Source organism: Pseudomonas sp. PME37.24/006, assembly GCF_055556635.1.
In genome coordinates this window covers 505,997-526,293 of the sequence record NZ_JBVHNL010000003.1, presented here as the reverse complement: position 1 = coordinate 526,293, position 20,297 = coordinate 505,997, and the positions used below count along the sequence as shown (strand labels likewise).

General features: G+C 62.7%; 18 protein-coding genes. 10 read left to right on the top strand and 8 right to left on the bottom strand.

All coding sequences use genetic code 11. The annotated features are described in order from the left end of the window. Positions 1-130: 130 nt before the first annotated feature. Positions 131-952: an aldo/keto reductase gene (locus ACZ3GY_RS13490; RefSeq protein WP_465911040.1), complete on the top strand. Its 822-nt coding sequence runs from the start codon at positions 131-133 to the stop codon at positions 950-952. A 294-nt stretch (positions 953-1,246) separates the two neighbouring features. Here ACZ3GY_RS13490 and rapA read toward each other — a convergent pair whose 3' ends face one another. Next, positions 1,247-4,090, bottom strand: a complete 2,844-nt coding sequence (gene rapA, locus ACZ3GY_RS13485; RefSeq protein WP_465910470.1) for an RNA polymerase-associated protein RapA — start codon at positions 4,088-4,090, stop codon at positions 1,247-1,249. A gap of 176 nt (positions 4,091-4,266) precedes the next feature. Here rapA and ACZ3GY_RS13480 point away from each other — a divergent pair, with 176 nt between their 5' ends. The 7 genes from ACZ3GY_RS13480 (at position 4,267) to ACZ3GY_RS13450 (ending at position 8,930) form a co-directional block, all read left to right on the top strand. Next, positions 4,267-4,563 (top strand): aspartate-semialdehyde dehydrogenase, encoded by a 297-nt coding sequence (locus tag ACZ3GY_RS13480; protein ID WP_225833906.1) that lies wholly within the window; start codon positions 4,267-4,269, stop codon positions 4,561-4,563. Continuing rightward, a complete protein-coding gene (locus ACZ3GY_RS13475) occupies positions 4,560-5,195 on the top strand; it encodes an alpha-ketoglutarate-dependent dioxygenase AlkB family protein (protein ID WP_465910468.1) in 636 nt (211 codons plus the stop codon). Before ACZ3GY_RS13480 ends, ACZ3GY_RS13475 begins: the two co-directional genes overlap by 4 nt. Positions 5,196-5,203: 8 nt before the next feature. After that, positions 5,204-5,353, top strand: a complete 150-nt coding sequence (locus ACZ3GY_RS13470; protein WP_465911056.1) for a hypothetical protein — start codon at positions 5,204-5,206, stop codon at positions 5,351-5,353. Between the two features lie 216 nt (positions 5,354-5,569). Beyond that, positions 5,570-5,686, top strand: a complete 117-nt coding sequence (gene ccoM / locus ACZ3GY_RS13465; RefSeq protein WP_465910467.1) for a cytochrome c oxidase subunit CcoM — start codon at positions 5,570-5,572, stop codon at positions 5,684-5,686. A 205-nt stretch (positions 5,687-5,891) separates the two neighbouring features. Further along, the gene (locus ACZ3GY_RS13460; protein ID WP_465910465.1) at positions 5,892-7,877 is read left to right on the top strand and encodes an FUSC family protein; all 1,986 of its coding nucleotides are present in this window, start codon (positions 5,892-5,894) and stop codon (positions 7,875-7,877) included. Further along, on the top strand, positions 7,864-8,067 hold the full coding sequence (locus ACZ3GY_RS13455; protein ID WP_465910463.1) for a DUF1656 domain-containing protein: 204 nt from the start codon (positions 7,864-7,866) through the stop codon (positions 8,065-8,067). The genes ACZ3GY_RS13460 and ACZ3GY_RS13455 overlap by 14 nt, the downstream gene beginning before the upstream one ends. 11 nt (positions 8,068-8,078) lie before the next feature. Then, positions 8,079-8,930 (top strand): efflux RND transporter periplasmic adaptor subunit, encoded by an 852-nt coding sequence (locus tag ACZ3GY_RS13450; protein WP_465910461.1) that lies wholly within the window; start codon positions 8,079-8,081, stop codon positions 8,928-8,930. Between the two features lie 258 nt (positions 8,931-9,188). Here the strand turns inward: ACZ3GY_RS13450 and codA are convergent, their stop codons facing one another. The 6 genes from codA to ACZ3GY_RS13420 form a co-directional block, all read right to left on the bottom strand. After that, on the bottom strand, positions 9,189-10,424 hold the full coding sequence (gene codA, locus ACZ3GY_RS13445; RefSeq protein ID WP_465910459.1) for a cytosine deaminase: 1,236 nt from the start codon (positions 10,422-10,424) through the stop codon (positions 9,189-9,191). Then, positions 10,421-11,662, bottom strand: a complete 1,242-nt coding sequence (locus ACZ3GY_RS13440; RefSeq protein ID WP_465910457.1) for a PucR family transcriptional regulator — start codon at positions 11,660-11,662, stop codon at positions 10,421-10,423. Before ACZ3GY_RS13440 ends, codA begins: the two co-directional genes overlap by 4 nt. Beyond that, positions 11,659-12,930 carry a cytosine permease gene (gene codB, locus ACZ3GY_RS13435; RefSeq protein WP_465910456.1) on the bottom strand — a complete coding sequence of 424 codons (1,272 nt, stop codon included), beginning with the start codon at positions 12,928-12,930 and terminating at the stop codon, positions 11,659-11,661. Before codB ends, ACZ3GY_RS13440 begins: the two co-directional genes overlap by 4 nt. 212 nt (positions 12,931-13,142) lie before the next feature. Beyond that, positions 13,143-13,649, bottom strand: a complete 507-nt coding sequence (locus ACZ3GY_RS13430) for a DUF1993 domain-containing protein (RefSeq protein ID WP_465910454.1) — start codon at positions 13,647-13,649, stop codon at positions 13,143-13,145. Positions 13,650-13,703: 54 nt separating this feature from the next. Next, a complete protein-coding gene (locus ACZ3GY_RS13425; RefSeq protein WP_465910452.1) occupies positions 13,704-14,174 on the bottom strand; it encodes a MaoC family dehydratase in 471 nt (156 codons plus the stop codon). Further along, positions 14,171-15,133, bottom strand: a complete 963-nt coding sequence (locus tag ACZ3GY_RS13420; RefSeq protein WP_465910450.1) for an alpha/beta hydrolase — start codon at positions 15,131-15,133, stop codon at positions 14,171-14,173. The genes ACZ3GY_RS13425 and ACZ3GY_RS13420 overlap by 4 nt, the downstream gene beginning before the upstream one ends. Before the next feature lie 148 nt (positions 15,134-15,281). Between ACZ3GY_RS13420 and fadD2 the strand changes: the two genes are divergently transcribed. Beyond that, positions 15,282-16,970, top strand: a complete 1,689-nt coding sequence (fadD2, locus tag ACZ3GY_RS13415) for a long-chain-fatty-acid--CoA ligase FadD2 (protein WP_465910448.1) — start codon at positions 15,282-15,284, stop codon at positions 16,968-16,970. 422 nt (positions 16,971-17,392) lie between these two features. Then, on the top strand, positions 17,393-19,081 hold the full coding sequence (gene fadD1, locus ACZ3GY_RS13410) for a long-chain-fatty-acid--CoA ligase FadD1 (protein ID WP_225833886.1): 1,689 nt from the start codon (positions 17,393-17,395) through the stop codon (positions 19,079-19,081). A 159-nt stretch (positions 19,082-19,240) separates the two neighbouring features. Here the strand turns inward: fadD1 and uvsE are convergent, their stop codons facing one another. Then, positions 19,241-20,266 carry a UV DNA damage repair endonuclease UvsE gene (gene uvsE, locus ACZ3GY_RS13405; protein ID WP_465910447.1) on the bottom strand — a complete coding sequence of 342 codons (1,026 nt, stop codon included), beginning with the start codon at positions 20,264-20,266 and terminating at the stop codon, positions 19,241-19,243. Between the last annotated feature and the right edge of the window lie 31 nt (positions 20,267-20,297).

Below are 20,297 nucleotides of genomic sequence, written 5' to 3'. Positions count from 1 at the left end.
CAGAAAACTCGTGTCGGAACATGAACGGCGACTTTTGGCGGGTGCTCTACGCTGGGCGTGACCCGCTGGCGTATGACCTGAACCCGTGAGTGTCAGGCAGGTCAGGATACAATCAGCAGGAGGAACCATGATGCGAACACTTGAATTGGCTGGCACTCAGGTACCGGTGATAGGCCAGGGCACTTGGCGGATGGGTGAGAATCCGGGCCAGCGGCGGGCCGAGGTGGCGGCGTTGCGTGAAGGTATCGAGCACGGCCTGCGCCTTATCGATACGGCCGAGATGTATGGCGAGGGCGGCGCGGAGGAGGTGGTCGGCGAGGCGCTCGTTGGCAGGCGTGATCAGGTGTTCCTGGTCAGCAAGGTCTACCCGCACAACGCCAGCCGTGCTGGCGTGGCGGCGGCCTGTGAGCGCAGCCTGAAGCGCTTGGGCACCGATCATCTCGACCTGTATCTGCTGCACTGGCGCGGGCAATATCCGCTGGCGGAAACGGTCGAGGCCTTCGAACGGCTGCGCGAGCAGGGCAAGATCGGCCGCTGGGGCGTGTCCAACTTCGATCTCGATGACCTGGAAGAACTCGGTGACCCAGCCTGTGCCACCAACCAGGTGCTCTACAACCCGCAAGAGCGCGGCGTGGAGTTTGACCTGTTGCCGTGGCAGCAACGCCAGGGCATGCCTTTGATGGCTTACTGTCCGCTGGGGCAGGGCGGTGCGTTGCTGGCCAACCGGGCCATATGTCAGGTCGCGGAGCAGCATGGCGTGAGCGCTGCGCAAGTGGCGTTGGCCTGGGCGCTTCGCCATCCGGGTGTGTTGGTGATTCCCAAAGCCGGTGACCCGCAGCATCTGGCCGAGAATGCCGCCGCCGCCGACCTGCAGCTCAGCGAAGCCGATTTGCAGGTGATTGACAGCGCCTACCCAGCGCCGGGGCGCAAGCAGCGGTTGCAGATGGTGTAGCTGGTGGTTGTGCCGCAAGACGGCCGTAGGATGGTATTGAGCGAAGCGATACCCATCAAGGGTTCGGCGTAGAGTCCCGATTGCCCGGCCAGGCCGCAATCGATTCGCCCCGAGGTCGGGGCTCCTACAGGGTTGGTGACACTCGCGATCGTGTAGGAGCCGCGCCCCCGCGGCGAATGGCGCAGGCAGCACCAACTGTGCGGCAAGGCTGCAGTGGATTTCTGCTACACGCCGCACTCTTTGCACAGTGATAAAACCACTCTCGCCCTCCCCAAAGAGGGCGAGACTATTGGCTCAACCGGCGACCAGCACCCGAATGGCTTCCAGGCGCAGGGCGGCCTTGTCGAGCATGGCCAGGCCCTGTTCGCGTTGCTCACGCAGGGCTATCAGTTCGCTGTCGCGCACGCTCGGGTTGACTGCTTGCAGGGCGGTCAGGCGGGCGAGTTCTTCGTCCAGCTCGGCAGCCAGGCGGCGCTTGGCTTCGCTGACGCGTTCGACATGGCGTGGCTGGATCTTCGCTTCACCGGCAGCGATCTGCGGGTTGAGCGCATCACGCTGAGCCTGGACGAACTTGTTGGCGCTGGCCCGAGGCACGCTTTCCAGCTGATCGTTGAGGGTTTCGAAGGAGACCTTGCTGGCCAGATCGTTGCCATTGCCATCGAGCAGGCAGCGCAGCGCCGCCGGCGGCAGGTAACGACCCAACTGCAGGCTGCGCGGCGCAACCACTTCGCTGACGTAGAGCAGCTCGAGCAGCACGGTGCCGGGCTTGAGCGCCTTGTTCTTGATCAGCGCCACCGAGGTGTTGCCCATCGAGCCGGAGCGCACCAGATCCATGCCGCCCTGCACCATGGGGTGTTCCCAGGTGAGGAACTGCATGTCTTCGCGCGACAGCGCCAGGTCACGGTCGTAGGTGATGGTCACGCCTTCGTCGTCGCCGAGCGGGAAGCTGGCATCGAGCATCTTCTCGCTGGGGCGCAGGATCAGGGCGTTGTCCGAGTGATCTTCGCTGTCGATGCCGAAGGCGTCGAACAGTTGCTCCATGTACATCGGCAGGGCGAACTGGTCGTCCTGCTCGAGGATCGCTTCGACCAGCGCTTCGCCTTCACCGGCACCACCCGAGTTGAGTTCCAGCAGACGGTCGCGACCTGCGTGCAACTCGCTTTCCAGGCGCTGGCGCTCGGTGGTGGCTTCGTCGATCAGGCTTTGCCACTGACCATCGTCGGCGTTTTCCAGCATCGGCAGCAGGCGGCTACCGAACTGGTGCTGCAAGGCGTTGCCGGTCGGGCAGGTGGCCAGGAAGGCGTTCAGCGCCTGGTGATACCACTGGAACAGACGCTCTTGCGGGCTGTTTTCCATGTACGGCACGTGCACCTGAATCTTGTGCTTCTGGCCGATACGGTCGAGGCGGCCGATACGCTGCTCGAGCAGATCCGGGTGCGCAGGCAGATCGAACAGCACCAGGTGATGGGCGAACTGGAAGTTGCGGCCTTCACTGCCGATTTCCGAGCAGATCAGCACCTGGGCACCGAATTCTTCGTCGGCGAAGTAGGCGGCGGCGCGGTCACGCTCGAGGATGCTCATGCCCTCGTGGAACACCGTGGCCGGGATGCCGGAGCGCACGCGCAGTGCGTCTTCCAGATCCATGGCGGTCTCGGCGTGGGCGCAGATGACCAGTACCTTGAATTTCTTGAGCATCTTCAGGGTGTCGATCAGCCACTCGACACGCGGATCGAAGCGCCACCAGCGTTGATCTTCCTCGATGTCCGCCTGGCCCTGGTAGCTGACTTCCGGGTACAGCTCGGCATGCTCGCCCAGCGGCAGCTCCATGTACTCGTCGGGGCTCGGCAGCGCGTAGGCGTGCAGTTCGCGCTCGGGGAAACCCTGCACCGCGGCGCGGGTGTTGCGGAACAGCAGGCGGCCGGTGCCGTGACGGTCGAGTAGTTCGCGGGTAAGGCGGGCGCTGGCTTCGATATCGCCGTCAGCGACTGCGGCCAGCAGAGCTTCACCCTCGGCACCCAGGAAACCCTGGATGGTCTTGTGGGCGGCGGCGGACAGGCGACCCTTGTCGAGCAGCTCCTGTACGGCTTCGGCGACCGGCTGGTAGTTGGCGCTTTCGGCGCGGAACGCCGCCAGATCATGGAAGCGGTTCGGGTCGAGCAGGCGCAGACGTGCGAAGTGGCTGTCCTGGCCGAGCTGTTCGGGGGTGGCGGTGAGCAGCAGCACGCCTGGGATCACTTCGGACAGCTGTTCGACCAGGCTGTATTCGCGGCTGGCCTTTTCCGGGTGCCAGACCAGGTGGTGGGCTTCATCGACCACCATCAGATCCCAGCCGGCGGCGAACAGCGCGTCTTGGGCCTTTTCGTCTTCGCACAGCCATTCCAGAGCGACCAGCGCCAATTGCGCGTCTTCGAACGGATTGCTGGCATCGCTTTCGATGAAGCGTTCGGCGTCGAACAGCGCCACTTCCAGGTTGAAGCGCCGGCGCATTTCCACCAGCCACTGGTGCTGCAGGTTTTCCGGTACCAGGATCAGCACGCGGTTGGCGCGCCCCGAGAGCAGTTGGCGATGGATCACCAGGCCGGCTTCGATTGTCTTGCCCAGGCCCACTTCGTCGGCCAGCAGAACGCGCGGGGCGATACGGTCGGCGACTTCACGGGCGATGTGCAGCTGGTGGGCGATAGGTTGTGCACGCACGCCGCCCAGGCCCCACAGCGAGGATTGCACCTGCTTGCTGGTGAACTCCAGCGTGCGGTAGCGCAGCGAGAACCACGGCAGCGGGTCGATCTGCCCGGCGAACAGGCGGTCGCTGGCGAGACGGAACTGAATGAAGTTGGACAGCTGGGTTTCCGGCAGGGTGACGTTGTGGTTCTGCGCGTCGAGGCCGTGGTAGACCAGCAGGCCATCGACATCGTCGACTTCGCGTACGGTCAGCTTCCAGCCTTCGAAGTGGGTGATCTCGTCGCCCGGAGAGAAACGCACGCGGGTCAGTGGCGCATTGCGGGTTGCGTACTGGCGGGTTTCTCCCGTGGCCGGGTAGAGCACGGTGAGCATGCGGCCGTCCTGCATGAGGATGGTTCCCAAGCCCAGTTCCGCTTCGCTGTCGCTGATCCAGCGTTGCCCCGGTTGATACTCCGCCATGCTGCCTGTCTCCACCTGTGAAAAAGCCGGCTATGGTAACGGAAACGCCGGGCCTCGGCCAAAGGTGCATGGTGCGGATTTGGCACTTACTGACGGATACCCGGTCAGAAAGTGTAGTAAGAACCCACTAAAGCTGCCTGCTCAACGGCCGACATACCCCAAAAGGGGATTTATCCATGCTGCCACCCATCCCTAGTAGCCTGATCCCGGTCACTGCCCAGCAGGACGTGGTCAAGCCGCGCCCGGAAATCGCTCCGGTAACGGCGACTGCCGAGGCAGCCCAGGAGGATGCGGTCGGTCTGGACAAACGTCACCCTCAGGAAGTGGAAGAGCGCCTGCGCGAAGAACAGCGTCGTCGGCAACGGCGGGGTTACAGCGCAGCAGAACTCGCCGAGGGTGATGTCGATGAAGCGGACGAGCCTGCCATCGAACAATTGCCCCGCCAGGGGCTGTGGGTGGATGTCGAGGTTTGACTAGTGCTGATCCCACCCCGACCGCTCAGGCCGGCCTGTTCGACAGACCCGATCTGAACCTGCCCGATGCCGACCTTAGTTATCTGCCTGCCTGGCTTGACGGCCCTACGGCGGATCATTGGCTCGAGCGACTGGTCAGTGAGACGCCCTGGCAGCAGCCCGAGGTCGTGCTCTATGGCCGTCGTCATCCGGTGCCGAGGCTGACCGCCTGGTATGGCGATGCCGACGCCAGTTATCGCTACTCCGGGATGATCCATCAGCCGCTGCCCTGGACGCCGCTGCTCGCCGAGATTCGCCAGCGTCTGGTGGACGCGCTGGGCTGCCCGCTCAACGGTGCGCTGCTCAATTATTACCGCGACGGCCAGGATTCCATGGGCTGGCACAGTGATGACGAGCGCGAGCTGGGCGATGACCCTCTGGTGGTTTCCCTGAGCCTGGGAGGCGCGCGGCGCTTCGATCTGCGCCGCAAGGGCCATAACCGTATCGTACATTCGCTTACGCTGGCCCACGGTTCGCTACTGGTCATGGGCGGAAAGACCCAGCATTATTGGCAGCATCAGGTGGCGAAAACGCGCAAGCCGTGCGCGCCGCGCCTGAATCTTACGTTTCGTCTGATCCGGGCGCCGCTATGAGCAATGATGTGAAACTGATCGACTTCACCGCCGAGCGCGACAAGCGCATCCATGACCTGCGCGACAAGAAGCTCGAGGACATGCGCAATGCCTTCGAGCAGGCCTTGCCGATGCCCAAGGGCAAGAAGAAGTCCAAGGGCAAGCCGAAAAAGCGCTAACTGCTTTTCTCGTTTCACGCTGTCTGTCGCCTGTCTTCATCGTGATTACCCGCCGCACATCCCGTTCGTGGATGCGCGCATCCTTTAGGTTGATCCAGATCACCTGCTGCCAGTCGTTTGCGGCCGGCGTAGCGCTGCCCTTGATCTGGATCAATGGCGCCTAGCCCTGCGCTGTTAACGTAGCCCCATACCCGAGCAACGGATGCAGGAGGCAGCATGTTCGTCGATGTGGTGGTTCTCGCCGGTATCGGCACCGTGGGACTGATGATTCTGTTCTGCGCCGGGTTCACGTATTTCATCTGGAGAGATGCGCGCAAGAAAAAGCCGCACTGAAACCGGATTCACGAGCACGCAAGGCATTGGGGCGACTTCGGTCGCCCTTTTTTTCGTGCGCGTTTTTCAAGGCCTGCGAGTGCGAAAGCGAGATAGCCCTCTGGACAGCATATAGTTAGCTAGCTAATAATTTGCCCCTCTGCACGGAGGCGGAACCGTTTCGCTACGGCTATGTTCAGAGCTGAGATCTTTTTAGGTAACCATCGTGCGTGATTCCCTGCTGGCGTTCATTGCGCCAAGCTCGCAAGCCATTCAATTCGCGATCAAGACCCTGCTCGGTGGTGGTCTGGCGCTCTGGCTCGCGTTGCGTTTGGGGCTGGAGCAGCCGCAGTGGGCATTGATGACGGCCTTCATCGTCGCTCAGCCGTTGTCTGGCATGGTGGTGCAGAAGGGCCTGGCGCGGTTGCTCGGCACCCTGGTCGGCACCTTTATGGCCGTGGTGATGATGGCGCTGTTCGCCCAGACGCCGCTGCTGTTCCTGCTTGCCTTCGCGCTGTGGCTGGGGATGTGCACGGCAGCCTCGACCATGCTGCGCAGTTCCTGGTCGTATGCCTTCGTGCTCGCCGGCTATACGGTGGCGATCATCGGCTTGCCGGCTATCGGCAAGCCCCAGGTGATCTTCGACGAGGCCATCGCCCGTTCCACGGAGATCTGCCTGGGCATCGTCTGCGCCACGCTCAGCAGCGCCTTGCTGTGGCCGCAGCGTGTCGAGCGCCAACTGGCGCAGCAGGCGCGCAATGCCTGGCAGACCGGCGTCAAGGCCGCGCGCCAGGCGTTGAGTGGTGAGGGCGAAGCCCGACAGGGGCTGCTTGAAGCGTTGGCCCGCATCGTCGCCGTGGATGCCCAGCGTGAGCACGCCTGGTTCGAAGGTGAGCGGGGGCGCCAGCGCGCCATTGCGCTACGCGTCCTCAGCCGCGACCTGCTCGGCGTGCTGCGCCTGGCCCGTGGTGTGGCGCGGCAATGGAGACAGTTGAGTAGCAGCGAGGCTGAGGCTGTCGCCCCCTGGCTGCAGGAGGTGGACGAGCGACTGCAGGACGCCCAGGGCAATCTGCCCGAGCTGATCGAGCGTCTGCGCCAGGCCGCTCAGGACAAAGAGCTGAACAGCGGCCAGCAGCTGTGCCTGGAGCGCATGGCGGTATTGCTGCTGCGCATCGAGGATGCCAGCCGCGCATTGCTTGCTGTCGAGCAGGGCAGGGCGCCGGCCGACGCACCGCGAGCGCTGTCCTGGCATTACGACTGGCAGAGCGCGCTGGTGTATGGCTCGCGCAGCGCCCTGGCGTTTCTGGCAGTGGCCTCCTTCTGGCTGGCCACCGCCTGGACTCACGCCACCGGCGCCATGTTGTTGGCCTGTGTGGTCTGCAGTCTGTTTGCCAGGCTCGAAGCGGCGCCGCAGATTGGCATGATGTTCTTGCGCGGTATTTTCTATGCGTTGCCGGTGGCGTTCTTCGTCGGGCAGATCCTGATGCCGCAGATCGACGGTTTCGTCATGCTCTGCCTGGTGCTTGGCGTACCCCTGTTCTTTGGCGTGCTGGGGATGGCCAGGCCGCCGATTGCTGCCACGTCGACCTCCTTCTGCCTGCATTTCATCGTGCTCTGTCTGCCGGCGCCGGGAGTCGGCTACAACGTCGAGTTCTTTCTCAACGAGGCGCCGGGCCTGCTCATGGGCGTCGGCTTTGCCGTATTGGCGTTCCGTCTGGTTGGGCTGCGTAACCCGGTGTGGCATGGCCGTCGCCTGATGCATGCGATTCTGGTGGATCTTGGTCGCCTGACCCGGCGTGAGCTGGGCCGTGCGGAGAATTGGTTCGGTGGGCGCATGGCGGATCGTTTGCTGCAACTCGCCCGGCATTATCCGGCGCGCCCGGATCAGGCGCGCAGCCGCTGGGACGACGGCGTGGCCGGTCTCGATCTGGGCGACGAACTGTTGCATCTGCGCGCCTGTCTGGCCCATGCCGATCCCGAACTGGCCCGTTCGCAGCGCCGCTTTCTACGACGCCTGGATAACGTACTGGAACGCGGCCCAGCGCCGGGCCGCGAGGACGATCTGAATGGCCCCGTGGCGGATCTGCAGGACGCACTGCGTGCCTGTGCGCCCAGTGTCGATAAGCGTTTGGCCGAGGCCGCGTTGCTGCAATTGAAAACCGGTTGGCGTCACTGGTGCCACCTGAGAGGAGAAGCTCATGGGCTTGCATGAGTGGTCGCTGGGCGGCGTATTGCTGAGCCCCATGGCGGCCTATGCGGTATTGGCGCTGTTGCTCACCGGCGTGTTGCGCCTGGGGCTGCAGCGCGTTGGATTGGCGCGGTGGATCTGGCATGAAGCCCTGTTCGATTGCGCCCTGTATGTCTGTGTTCTGGCGGTCATAATTGCCGTGCTGGCACGTTGAGGAGAGAAAGCATGCGTTCGACGATTCGCGTCGGCATTACCCTGGCCATGGTGGTGGCGGCGATTTTCGCCGGCTCGTGGATCTGGCAGCACTACATGTATTCGCCCTGGACCCGCGATGCCCGGGTGCGTGCCGACGTGGTGACCATCGCGCCGGACGTCTCGGGCTGGGTGGTCGAGCTCAAGGTGCGCGACAACCAGCAGGTCAAGGCGGGTGACCTGCTGATGACCATCGACCGCGACCGCTACCAGGCCGCGCTGGAAAAGGCCCAGGCGGTGGTGGATATCCGCAAGCAGCAGCTCAATCTGCGCGAGCATGAAGCCTCACGTCGCGCGAGCCTCGGTGCTCAGGCGATCAGTGCCGAGCTGCGTGAGAACGCGCAGATCAACGCCGAGATGGCGCGCAGCGAATTCCGCGAGGCCCAGGCTGACCTGCGTATCGCTCAGCTCAATCTGGCACGCAGCGAAGTGCGCGCGCCGCGTGATGGTCAGGTCACCAACCTGGTGCTGGCTCAGGGCAATTACGTGACGGCCGGGCAAGCGGTGATGGCACTGGTCGATACCGCGTCGTTCTACGTGCAGGCGTATTTCGAGGAAACCAAGTTGCCACGCATTCAGGTCGGTGCGCCGGTCGAGGTGTGGTTGATGGGCGGCGAGCAGGAGATCCGTGGCGAGGTGGAAAGCATCAGCCGCGGCATCACCGACCGCAACGCCAGCCCGGACGGCCAGTTGCTGGCCAACGTCGAGCCGACCTTCAACTGGGTGCGCCTGGCCCAGCGCATTCCGGTGCGCATCAAGCTCGATGCCATGCCCGAAAATGTCCAGTTGAGTGCCGGCATGACCGCCAGCGTGCGAGTGGAGTAGGGTGCTTTGGTCATTGTGGGAAGGGCTTTAGCCCCCATACTCAGTGAAGAGCTCGGGGCTAAGGCCCCTCCTACGGTCACTGTTCGCCTCAGGATTCTTCTGCCATTTATGGGGAGATCGAACTTGGCGATGTGCCCAGGGGCTGGCTTGAGCGAGGACATGACCCCAGCGTGCGGGTGGAGTCGGGCGTGTAGGAGTGGCTTTAGCCGCGAGCCTTTTACAGGTTTTCGTGACTAAAGCCCCTCCCACGTTTCAGCATTAGCCGCGCTGCACGCTCGCCGGGGTTCTGCGCATCAGCACTTCACCGTGACGCACCGATATCAGGGCGTAGCCCTGGGTGCGGATCATCTCGTAATCGTCGGGTGCTGAGAGGATCAGCAGGTTGGCCGGGCGGCCCACTTCCAGGCCATAGCGCTCGCCCAGGTGCAGGGTGCGGGCGCTGTTGTCGGTAATCAGGTCGAGCCCGCGTTTCAGGTCTTCATAGCCAAGCATGTGGCAGATGTGCAGGCCAGCTTCGAGGATGCGCAGAATGTTGCCGTTGCCCAGCGGGTACCAGGGGTCGACGATGGAATCCTGACCGAAGCAGATATTCATGCCGGCTCGATCAATCTCGGCCACGCGGGTCAGGCCACGGCGTTTCGGGTAGGTGTCGAAGCGGCCCTGCAGGTGGATGCTCTCGGTGGGGCAGGAGATGAAGTTGATCTTCGACATCTTCAGCAGGCGGAACAGCTTGGAGCAGTAAGCGTTGTCGTAGGAACCCATGGCGGTGGTGTGGCTGGCGGTAACGCGCTCGCCCATGCCGCGCCCCCGGGCTTCTTCGGCCAGTACTTCGAGAAAGCGCGACTGCGGGTCGTCGGTCTCGTCGCAGTGCACGTCCACCAGGCAGCCGGTGCGTTCGGCCAGATCCATCAGGAACTTGATCGAGCTGACGCCCTGATCACGGGTGTTCTCGAAATGCGGGATGCCGCCAACCACATCGGCGCCCAGTTCCACCGCTTGTTCCATCAGCGCGCGACCATTGGCGTAGGACTCGATGCCCTCCTGGGGAAAGGCGACGATCTGCAGGTCGATCAGGTGGCGGGTTTCCTCGCGTACTTCGATCATGGCCTTGAGTGCGCCCAGGGTCGGGTCGGTGACATCGACGTGGGTGCGTACGTGCTGGATGCCGTGGTCGACCAGCATGTCGATGGTCTTCTTGGCGCGGGTCTTGGTGTCCTCGTGAGTGACCAATGCCTTGCGCTCGGCCCAGCGTTCGATGCCTTCGAACAATGTGCCGCTCATGTTCCAGCTCGGCTCGCCGGCGGTCAGCGTCGCATCCAGGTGGATATGCGGCTCGATGAAAGGGGCGATCACCAGGTTGCTGGCGGCGTCGAGGTCGCCTTCGGCCACATTGATGGGGGCCGGCTGCGCGGTGATGGCGGCAATCTTCGGGCCGTCCAGTGCGATGCTGAAAAGACCTTCGCGGCCACGAAGGCGGGCGTTGACGATGTTCATGGGGTACTCCTTGGCAGGCTATGAGACGACAGACGGCGAATCAGCAGAGCGATGCTGATATTGAGCCGGTCGTGAGGATCATCGAACGAGCAGCCGGTCAGCGCTTCGATACGCTGTACACGGTAGCTCAGGGTGTTGCGGTGTACGCCCAGGCGTTGCGCGGCCAGGGCCAGGTTGGCGTTCTCGAAGAACCAGGCTTCGAGCGTTGGCATCAGCACCGGTTCATGGCGCGAATCATCGCCGATCAGTGGCCCCAGCGTACGTTCGACGAAACGTTCCAGCAGGCTGCGGTCGCGGATGGCGCCCAGTAGTTCGATCACGCCCAGTTCGTTGAAACTGCACAACCCCAGCCGCTCCGGAAAGGCCTGGGCGGCGACCAGCGCCTGGCGGGCCTGACCGAGTGCGCGGGCGAAGCGTTCGGGATGATGACCGCCGCTGCTGAGGCCGAGCACCGCGCGTTGTGGCTGCAGGCGCTCGTCCAGCTCACCAAGCAGCTCCATCAGCAGCGTGCGATTGCATTGTTCGTCGTGGCTGCTGGCGCAGGGCAACAGGGCGATCCAGTGCTCGCCCTGACTGATCAGCGGCAGCGCGTCGCCGAGGCGCTGCAGGCACTGTTCGAGGCGTTGCTGCAGGCACTGACGGTTGTCGCGCAGCAGACGTTCGCCGCTGTCGGCAGCCTCGCCATCGAACAAGCGCTCGCTGTTCTGCAGACGCAGCAGGGCGATCTGGCGTGGCACGCCCAGCGGTAGGTCGAGGCTGGCGGCGCGCTGCAGCAGGATCTCCAGGGACTGATAGTCGCCTTCCAGCAACTGCTCCAGCACGTGCTGGCGCGAACTGCCGAGCATCTGTTGCTGCACCAGCGCGGTACCTATGGCCTGGGTCACCACCACCATCTTTAGCTGGTAAGGCTGTTCGAGCAGCGGCAGGCCGAGGCGATCGGCTTCGGCCACCACCGTTGCCGGAATGCTCTGGATGTACTCGGCGCCGGTGAGAATCACCAGGCCGGCCGTAGCGCGCTCGACTGCCTGGCGTACCAGAAGCAGCAGGTTGGCCTCGTCACGAGGGTGGTTGATCCCGGTGACGAACACCAGCTCACCGCCCATCACCCAGTCGGCGATATCCTCGTTCTCGGCCACGTAAGGCCAGCGCACCGGGTTGCCCAGCGCCGCCTGGCCTGCGCGCAGGCGCAGGTCGTGCAGGCCGGGCAACGTCAGTACATCGGCGACGCTCAGGCTCATGCGCCGGCGACCAGACCGCGGGCGGCGAACAGCTTTCTCGCCTCGTACAGGCTGACGTACACCAGTGCAGCGACGGCGATGCCAACTAGCGGCGCGACCCAGGGCGAGAAGTAGGCGCACAGCGAACCGACGGCATAGGCGCCCAGGCCAACCCAGTTGAACGTAGGCAGGCGGGTCTCGGCGAGCAATGGGTACTTGCCTTTATGGCCGTAGAAATAGTCGGCCATGATCACGCCGCCAATCGGCGGGATGATCGAGCCGAGCAGGATCAGGAAGGGGATCAGCATGTCGGACATGCCGCCGATGGCCAGCAGTGTGCCGATACCGGCGCCAACCACGGTCACCGTCTTGCGGCGCCCGGTGCGCAGCATGTTGCAGCCGGCTGCGGCGAAGTTGTAGATGGTGTTGTCCTGGGTGGTCCACAGGTTGAGGAACAGCATCACCACTGCCGCCATGGAAAGGCCCTGCAGCACCAGCACTTCGACGACGTCCGGTTGCTGGTAGACGATGGCGCCATAGGCACCGGCCACGATCATCAGGCCATTGCCGAGAAAGAACCCAACCATGCTGGCGATCACCGCGATGCGCCCGCTGCGGGCAAAGCGCGTCCAGTTGGTAGCCTGGGTGGCGCCGCTGACGAAAGTGCCAAAGACCATGGTGATTGCCACGCTCAGGCTCATGCTTTGCGTCGGTTCGATGGCCATCAGCGCGCTGAGGCCGCCGATGTCGTCGGTGGCGATCCACAGCGAGCATATCAGCAGGGCGAGCATGGCCGGTACCGAGATCCGCGACAGCATGTCCAGGCCTTTGTAGCCGATGAATGCGGTGACGCAGAAGCCGAAACCGAACAACACCATTAGCGGGATGGTCAGGCCTTGCGGCAGGCCGAGGATTTTCACCAGCACGATGGCGATGGTCGCGGTGCCCCAGGCGTACCAGCCGATCTGGGTGAAGCCCAGCAGCACATCGGACAGCTTGCTGCCCGCTTCGCCGAAGCAGAACCGGCCCATCAATACCGAGTTCAGGCCGCTGCGGCAGGCGATCAGGCCCAGTACCGCGGCATAGGTACCCAGCAGCAGGTTGCCGATAACGGCGGCCCAGATCAGCGTTTTGAAGTCGAAGGCCATGCCGATCTTGCCGCCGGCGAACATGGTGGCGGTGAAGAAGGTGAAGGAGAACAGCATGATCGAGGTGGAGAACAGACCCTTGCGGGCGCCTGCGGGAACCTCGCTCAGAGGGTAGTCGCTGTCGGTGGTCGGGTGCGTCATGGCCAAGCTCCACGGGGTGAGAGAAGGCATGGCTATAGCAGGTGACGTGCCAACTGACGGCGTTGGCAGGTCGTACAGTGCGGGTTGTGCTATGTGCACAATTAAATGCGGATTTTCAGCGTTTTTGCGGATTATCTTTGTTGAGAATCACCAGTGTTGACCTGTCTTGGTGCGATGCCGTCAGGGCATGCACCAAGAGGTCACGGACGAACTCAGCGGGTGCCGAGGAAGTCGCGTTTGCCGATCTCGACACCGTTGTGGCGCAGGATGGCGTAGGTGGTGGTCAGGTGGAAATAGAAGTTCGGCAGCACGTGATCGAGCAGGAAGGCCTGACCCTGGAAGTGGGTCTCCTTGTCACGGCGCTTGAGGGTGATGGTGCGGTCTTCGCTGCCATCGAGCTGCGCGGCGCTGATGCTCCCCACGAACTCCAGAACCTTGGCGATGCGCGCCTGCAGTTCGGCGATGCTGGTTTCGTCATCGGTGTGGCTTGGCGCTTCGACGCCGGCCAGCAGGGCGGCACCGGTTTTCGCGGTGTCGCAGGCGATCTGCACCTGGCGGCTGAGTGGGAACATATCCGGCGCCAGGCGTGCGTTGAGAAACACGCTCTGCTCGATCTTGCGGGCTTCGGCGTTGGCCGCAGCGATACCGAGAATGGTCGACAGATTGTTCAGTTGGCGGGTGAAAACCGGAATCGAGATGCTGTGCATGGACAGGGACATGGTGTGCTCCAGGGTAAGTGGGCGCAGGCCGGAAGCTCTGCGCTCGAGAATGCATCAGCCGATGGTGATCGGCGGCAGGGTGGCCAGCTCGACGGTCAGTGCTTTGCGTGGCGCGATGATTTCCGCTTCACCGTCCACTACCAGTTCGTCGTTCTGGTTGAACACGCGGGTGGCGATCAGCACGCGAAATTTGGGGCGCTTTTCGAGAATTTCCAGGCGCACGGTGAGGGTGTCGCCGAGTTTGACTGCCTTCTGGAAGGTCATCTGCTGGCTGACGTAGATGGTGCCAGGGCCGGGCAGGGTGCAAGCGACTGCAGCACTGATCAGCGCGCCACTGAACATGCCGTGAGCGATACGCTCCTTGAACATGGTGGTGGCTGCGTATTCGGCGTCCAGGTGCACGGGGTTGTGATCCCCCGAGACGGCGGCGAACAGCAGGATATCGCGCTCTTCAACGGTCTTGCTGTAGGTAGCGGTCTGGCCGACTTCGAGTTCTTCGTAAGGGGTGTTGCTGCTCTGGGTCATTGAGTGGGTTCCTGAGGATGTAATGGTCGCTGCTGGGGCTGCGCGAGCGCCTGCTCCAGCCAGTCGATCAGGTCGCGGGTGACCTCGTCACGATTCAGCTCGTTGAGCAGCTCGTGGCGGGCCTGGGGATAACGTTTGAGGGTTGTACGGGTATGCCCCGAGTGGCTCAGGGCATCGGCCAGATCCTGCAGGCGCCGGCCCTGGCTTACCGGATCCTGGTCGCCGCCGATAATCAGCAGCGGCAGTTGCGGGTCGATTTGTTTCAGCTCGACCGTTCGGGTGATCTTCTGCAGGCCTCTGAGCAGGTCTAGCCATAGCTGGTTGGTGCAGCGAAACCCACACAGCGGGTCGGCGATGTAGCGGTCGACCTCTGCCGCGTCGCGGCTTAGCCAGTCGAAGGGCGTACGAGTAGGCTTGAACGCTTTGTTGAAGGTGCCGAACGACAGCCGGTCGATCAAGGCGCTGCGCCCGGTCGCTCCTTGTCGCCAGCGTTCGAAGCGGGCGATCAGCGCGGCAGCCCGGTAAATCCGCCGGGGCTGATAGTTGGAGCCACTGAGAATCGCGCCCTGTACGCCGCTGCTCTGGTGCATCAGATAAGCCATTGCGATGTAGCTGCCCATGCTGTGGCCGAACAGAAAGATTGGCGTTTGCGGGCGCTGCTGACGGATATGGTGATTGAGCGTGGAGAGGTCACCGACCACTCTTGCCCAGCCATCCTGATCGGCGTAGTGGCCCAGGATGCCATGCTGCGCGGTGCGCCCATGCCCACGTTGATCAACGGCGTAGAGTTCGAAACCCGCTGCCACCAGTGCATCACCCAGGCGCGAATAGCGGCCGCTGTGCTCGGCCATGCCGTGGGCAATCATCAGCACTGCTTTGGGCTCGCGCTCGGCACGCCAGTGATTGACGTACAGGGGTACGCCATCACTGCTGTCGAGCCAAAAGCTGCGGTGCTGCATGGCAATTCCCTTGAGCCTGCGAATGGCGTGCATTGTAGACCGTGCAGGTGCTGAAATTCACGGTATTGATTGTGGCTTTGCGACGCGGTGGCCGGCTGCTAAGTTCAGGGGGACTTCACGCAAATTCGGAAAAAAAGGGATAACAACAATGCAACCCGATTTCTGGAACGATAAACGCGCCGCTGGCGTGGCCAACGATATCGACATGTCGGCCTACCAGTCGGTGGTCGAGGTGTTCGAGCGCTCCTGCAAGACCTTTGCGGATCGCCCCGCCTTCAGCAACCTGGGTAGAACCTTGACCTATGGCGAGCTGGACGAACTGTCCAGTGCATTTGCCGCCTACCTGCAGCAGCACACCGATCTCAAGCCCGGCGACCGCATCGCCGTGCAGATGCCCAACGTGCTGCAGTACCCCGTCGCGGTGTTCGGTGCGCTGAGGGCCGGGCTGATCGTGGTCAACACCAACCCGCTGTATACCGCCCGTGAAATGCGCCATCAGTTCAAGGATGCCGGCGTGCGTGCGCTGGTGTACCTGAACATGTTCGGCAAGCTGGTGCAGGAGGTGCTGCCCGACAGCGAAATCGAGTACCTGATCGAAGCGCGCATGGGCGACATGCTACCCACGCTCAAGGGCTGGCTCATCAATACGGTGGTCAAGAAGGTCAAGAAGATGGTGCCCGACTACCATCTGCCACAGGCGCTGTCGTTCAAACAGGTGCTTCGCGATGGTGCCAGCCTCTCGGCTCGCCCGGTCAGCGCCACCCACGACGATATCGCCGTGCTGCAATACACCGGCGGCACCACCGGGGTGGCCAAGGGCACCATGCTCACCCACGCCAACCTGATTGCCAACATGCTGCAGGCCGATGCCTGCATGTCCCAGCATGGTGCCGATGGCGCCGAGCTGATGAAGCGCGGCCAGGAGGTGATGATCGCGCCGCTGCCGCTCTATCACATCTATGCCTTCACGGTTAATTGCATGTGCATGATGGTCAACGGCAATCACAACGTACTGATCACCAACCCACGGGACATCCCAGGTTTCATCAAGGAACTGGGCAAATGGGACTTCTCCGCGTTGCTGGGGCTCAACACCCTGTTCGTCGCGCTGATGGATCACCCTGATTTCAAGAAGCTCGACTTCAGCCACCTCAAGGTCACCAATTCGGGCGGTACCGCGCTGGTCAAGGCGACCGCCGAGCGTTGGCAGAGCCTGACCGGCTGCACGGTGGTCGAAGGCTACGGCCTCACCGAAACCTCGCCGATCGCCAGCGCCAACCCCTATGGCGAGCATGCGCGGCTGGGCACGGTGGGCATTCCGGTGCCGGGCACTGCCTTCAAGGTCATCGATGACGATGGCAACGAGTTGCCGCTGGGCGAGCGGGGCGAGCTGTGCATCAAGGGCCCGCAAGTGATGAAGGGCTACTGGAACCGCCCGGACGCCACCGCCGAGGTGCTGGACGACGAGGGCTGGTTCAAGTCCGGTGATATCGCGGTGATCGACGAGGACGGCTTTGTACGCATCGTCGACCGCAAGAAGGACATGATCATCGTCTCCGGCTTCAACGTGTATCCCAACGAGATCGAGGACGTGGTGATGGCCCACAGCAAGGTGGCCAGCTGCGCGGCCATTGGCGTGCCCGACGAAAAATCCGGTGAGGCGGTCAAGCTGTTCGTGGTCAAGCGTGACGCCAGCCTCACTGCGGAGGAGTTGAAGGCGTACTGCAAGGACAACTTCACGGGCTACAAGGTGCCGCGGCACATCGTCTTTCGGGATTCGCTGCCCATGACCCCGGTGGGCAAGATCTTGCGACGCGAGCTGCGCGACAATCCATGACGGCGTTATGACCTAACCCCATGGCGAAGCGATAGCCGGGCGTCCTTCCCGGGTGTCGCTTCGCTCGACCCAGGCGATGTGAGCGAGGGCTGGCATAGCCGCAGCGATCGCTTTCGGCGTTTCACCTACCTCTGCTATTGCCAATCTCGTCCGGCAGGAAAAGCTGCAGGCGTCTATCATGGGCGTTGCCTGCCGTTCGGTGATTTCTGCCAATCAATCCCGAGTGGAAAAATTCTTTGTGACCATATGTGTTTATTTGGTCACTTTCAATACTCGTCGGCCTTTTCGGGCTCTGGTCGGTATCTGGCAACTCTGCTACTCTCGGCCCGCTTTGCGCCTCACAGGGGCGAACAGGCAGGCATACATACAACAAACAACCGCATACGCGGTGAAGACAAGCAGTTGCTTAGGAGTGGGTGTCCATGACCGAAAACTTCTGGACGGACAAGTATCCCGAGGGGATCGCGGCCGAGATCGATCCCGACCAGTACCCCAACGTTCAGGCGGTGCTGAAGCAGTCCTGCCAGCGTTTTGCCGACAAGCCCGCATTCACCAACCTGGGCAAGACCCTCACCTACGGTGAGATGTTCGAGCTCTCCGGTCATTTCGCTGCCTACCTGCAGCAGCACACGGATCTGCAGCCCGGCGACCGTATTGCCGTGCAACTGCCCAACGTTCTGCAATACCCGATCGTGGTGTTCGGCGCGCTGCGTGCCGGGCTGGTGGTGGTCAACACCAACCCGCTGTACACCGCCCGTGAAATGGAACACCAGTTCAAGGATTCCGGCGCCAAGGCGCTGGTCTGCCTGGCCAACATGGCCCATCTGGCCGAGCAGGTGGTCCCCAAGACCGGCGTGAAGACGGTGATCGTCACCGAGGTCGGCGACATGCTATCGCCGCTCAAGCGCCTGCTGGTCAACGCCGTGGTCAAGTACGTGAAGAAGATGGTGCCGGCCTACAACCTGCCAGCCGCCATCAAACTCACCGATGCCCTGAGCCAGGGCCGTGGCAAGGCCGTCAGTGAAGCCAGCCCCGGCGCCGAAGAGATCGCCGTGCTGCAATACACCGGCGGCACCACCGGCGTGGCCAAAGGCGCGATGCTGACCCACCGCAACCTGATTGCCAACATGCTGCAATGCCGCGAGTTGATGGGCTCGAACCTCAACGAAGGCAGCGAGATTCTGGTCGCGCCGTTGCCGCTGTACCACATCTACGCCTTCACCTTTCACTGCATGGCGATGATGCACTGCGGCAACCACAACCTGCTGATCACCAACCCGCGTGATCTGCCGACCATGATCAAGGACCTGTCCAAGTTCAAGTTCAGCGGCTTCGTCGGCCTCAATACCTTGTTCGTCGCGCTGAGCAACAACGAGGGTTTCCAGAAGCTCGATTTCTCCAAACTCAAGGTCACTCTGTCCGGTGGTATGGCGCTGCAGCAGGCGGCGGCCGAGCGTTGGAAGCAAGTAACCGGCTGCGCCATCTGCGAGGGCTACGGCCTGACCGAAACCAGCCCGGTGGCTTCGGTCAACCCGATTACCAACATCCAGTTGGGCACCATTGGCATTCCGGCACCGTCCACCCTGTTCAAGGTGATCGACGACCAGGGCAACGACCTTGCCCTGGGTGAAACCGGCGAGCTGTGCATCAAGGGCCCGCAGGTGATGAAGGGCTACTGGCAGCGCCAGGAAGCTACCGACGAAGTGATCGATGCCAACGGCTGGTTCAAGACCGGCGACATCGGCATCATTCAGCCAGATGGCTACATCCGTATTGTCGACCGCAAGAAGGACATGATTCTGGTGTCCGGCTTTAACGTCTATCCGAACGAGCTGGAAGAAGTGCTGGTGGCACTGCCGGGCGTGCTGCAGTGCGCCGCCATTGGCGTGCCGGACGAGCGTTCCGGTGAGTCGATCAAGGTGTTCGTGGTGGTCAAACCGGGCATGACGCTGACCAAGGAGCAAGTCCTGCAGCACATGCACGACAACCTCACCGGCTACAAACGACCCAAGCAGGTCGAGTTCCGCGAGAGCCTGCCGACCACCAACGTCGGTAAGATCCTGCGCCGCGAGCTGCGCGATGAAGAGTTGAAGAAACTCGGCAAGAAGTAACCCTTCGCGCCGTAGCAAAAGGCCCTGCACTGCAGGGCCTTTTGCGTTGTGGAGATTGTGGCGTTTCAACTCCCGTAGCCTGGCGTTGAGCGAAGCGATACCCAGGAAAATAACCCGGGTGTCGCTGCGCTCGACCCAGGCTACGTAAAGCAGCCCCGGCTAGTCGGCTTTCAGGTACTGCTCGTAGAACTCCAGAGTCGCCACGTTCTTGTCCTTGGACTCGAACATGATGTCGAAGCGGTCGAGAAATTGCAGAACGTACTCGTTCGTCCACCCATTCCACATGCGCGCACTGTGGCCGTAGAGCTCACGTTTGGGCACGACCTTCAGCACCTCGGGCATTTCCAGTTTCTGCTCGGCGCTCAGCCCCAACTCCTGTAAACGCTCCTGCGGCTGGGAAAGGTGCATGGTCGGCCGTACGCCGCGCCAGCTGTCGATGATGCGCGCCACGCGGTCAGCGTGAGGAGCGATGTAGTCGTCCTCATGGATCCAGCAGTGGTGCACGTCCAGCACCACCGGCGCCAGGTCGGCGAGAGCCAGGCAAGCGTCGACGCCATAGGTCTTCTCGTCGTTCTCGAAAGTGATGCAGTTGCGCGCTTCCTGGGACAGGCGCGCCCAGACTGCGCGAGTACCTTCACCACCCAGCTTGCCGGCGATGTGCAGGTTGCATTTGAAATCCTGAAACTGCCGGCCGTAGCCCATCATGCGGATCATGTCGGCGTGGTACTCGAACTCGGCGATGCTGTTCTCGACCACATCCGGCCTGTCCGAACCGAGCACGCAGTACTGGCCGGGGTGCATAGACAGGCGAATATTCGCCTCACGTGCAGCCGCACCAATCGCCGCGAAGCCTTCGATCAGCCGCTGCTGGATGACGGGCTGCTGATAGAAGGCACTGACCTTCGGGTGGCTGTAGAACGGCAGCAGATCGCTGCTCAGGCGCAGCATCTGCAGCGGCTCTGGCAAGGTGGCGACGTAGGCGAGCAGGCGCAGTTGAGCCTGCAGGTTGTGCTCGACAATCTCGACCAGCTTGGCGTGTGCGACCGACTGGGCGACGCTGTCCATCCAGCGCAAGGTCGTGGTGCGCGGGTTGAACGCCGCTTCGATGATTTTCAGCTCGCCAGCCGGCAGGCTGCGATCAGGGTGACGGTATTGGCAGGCGAAGCCAATGCGGGGTGACGACATGGAAAGCCTCAAGAGTGAAAGTCGCTGTGTG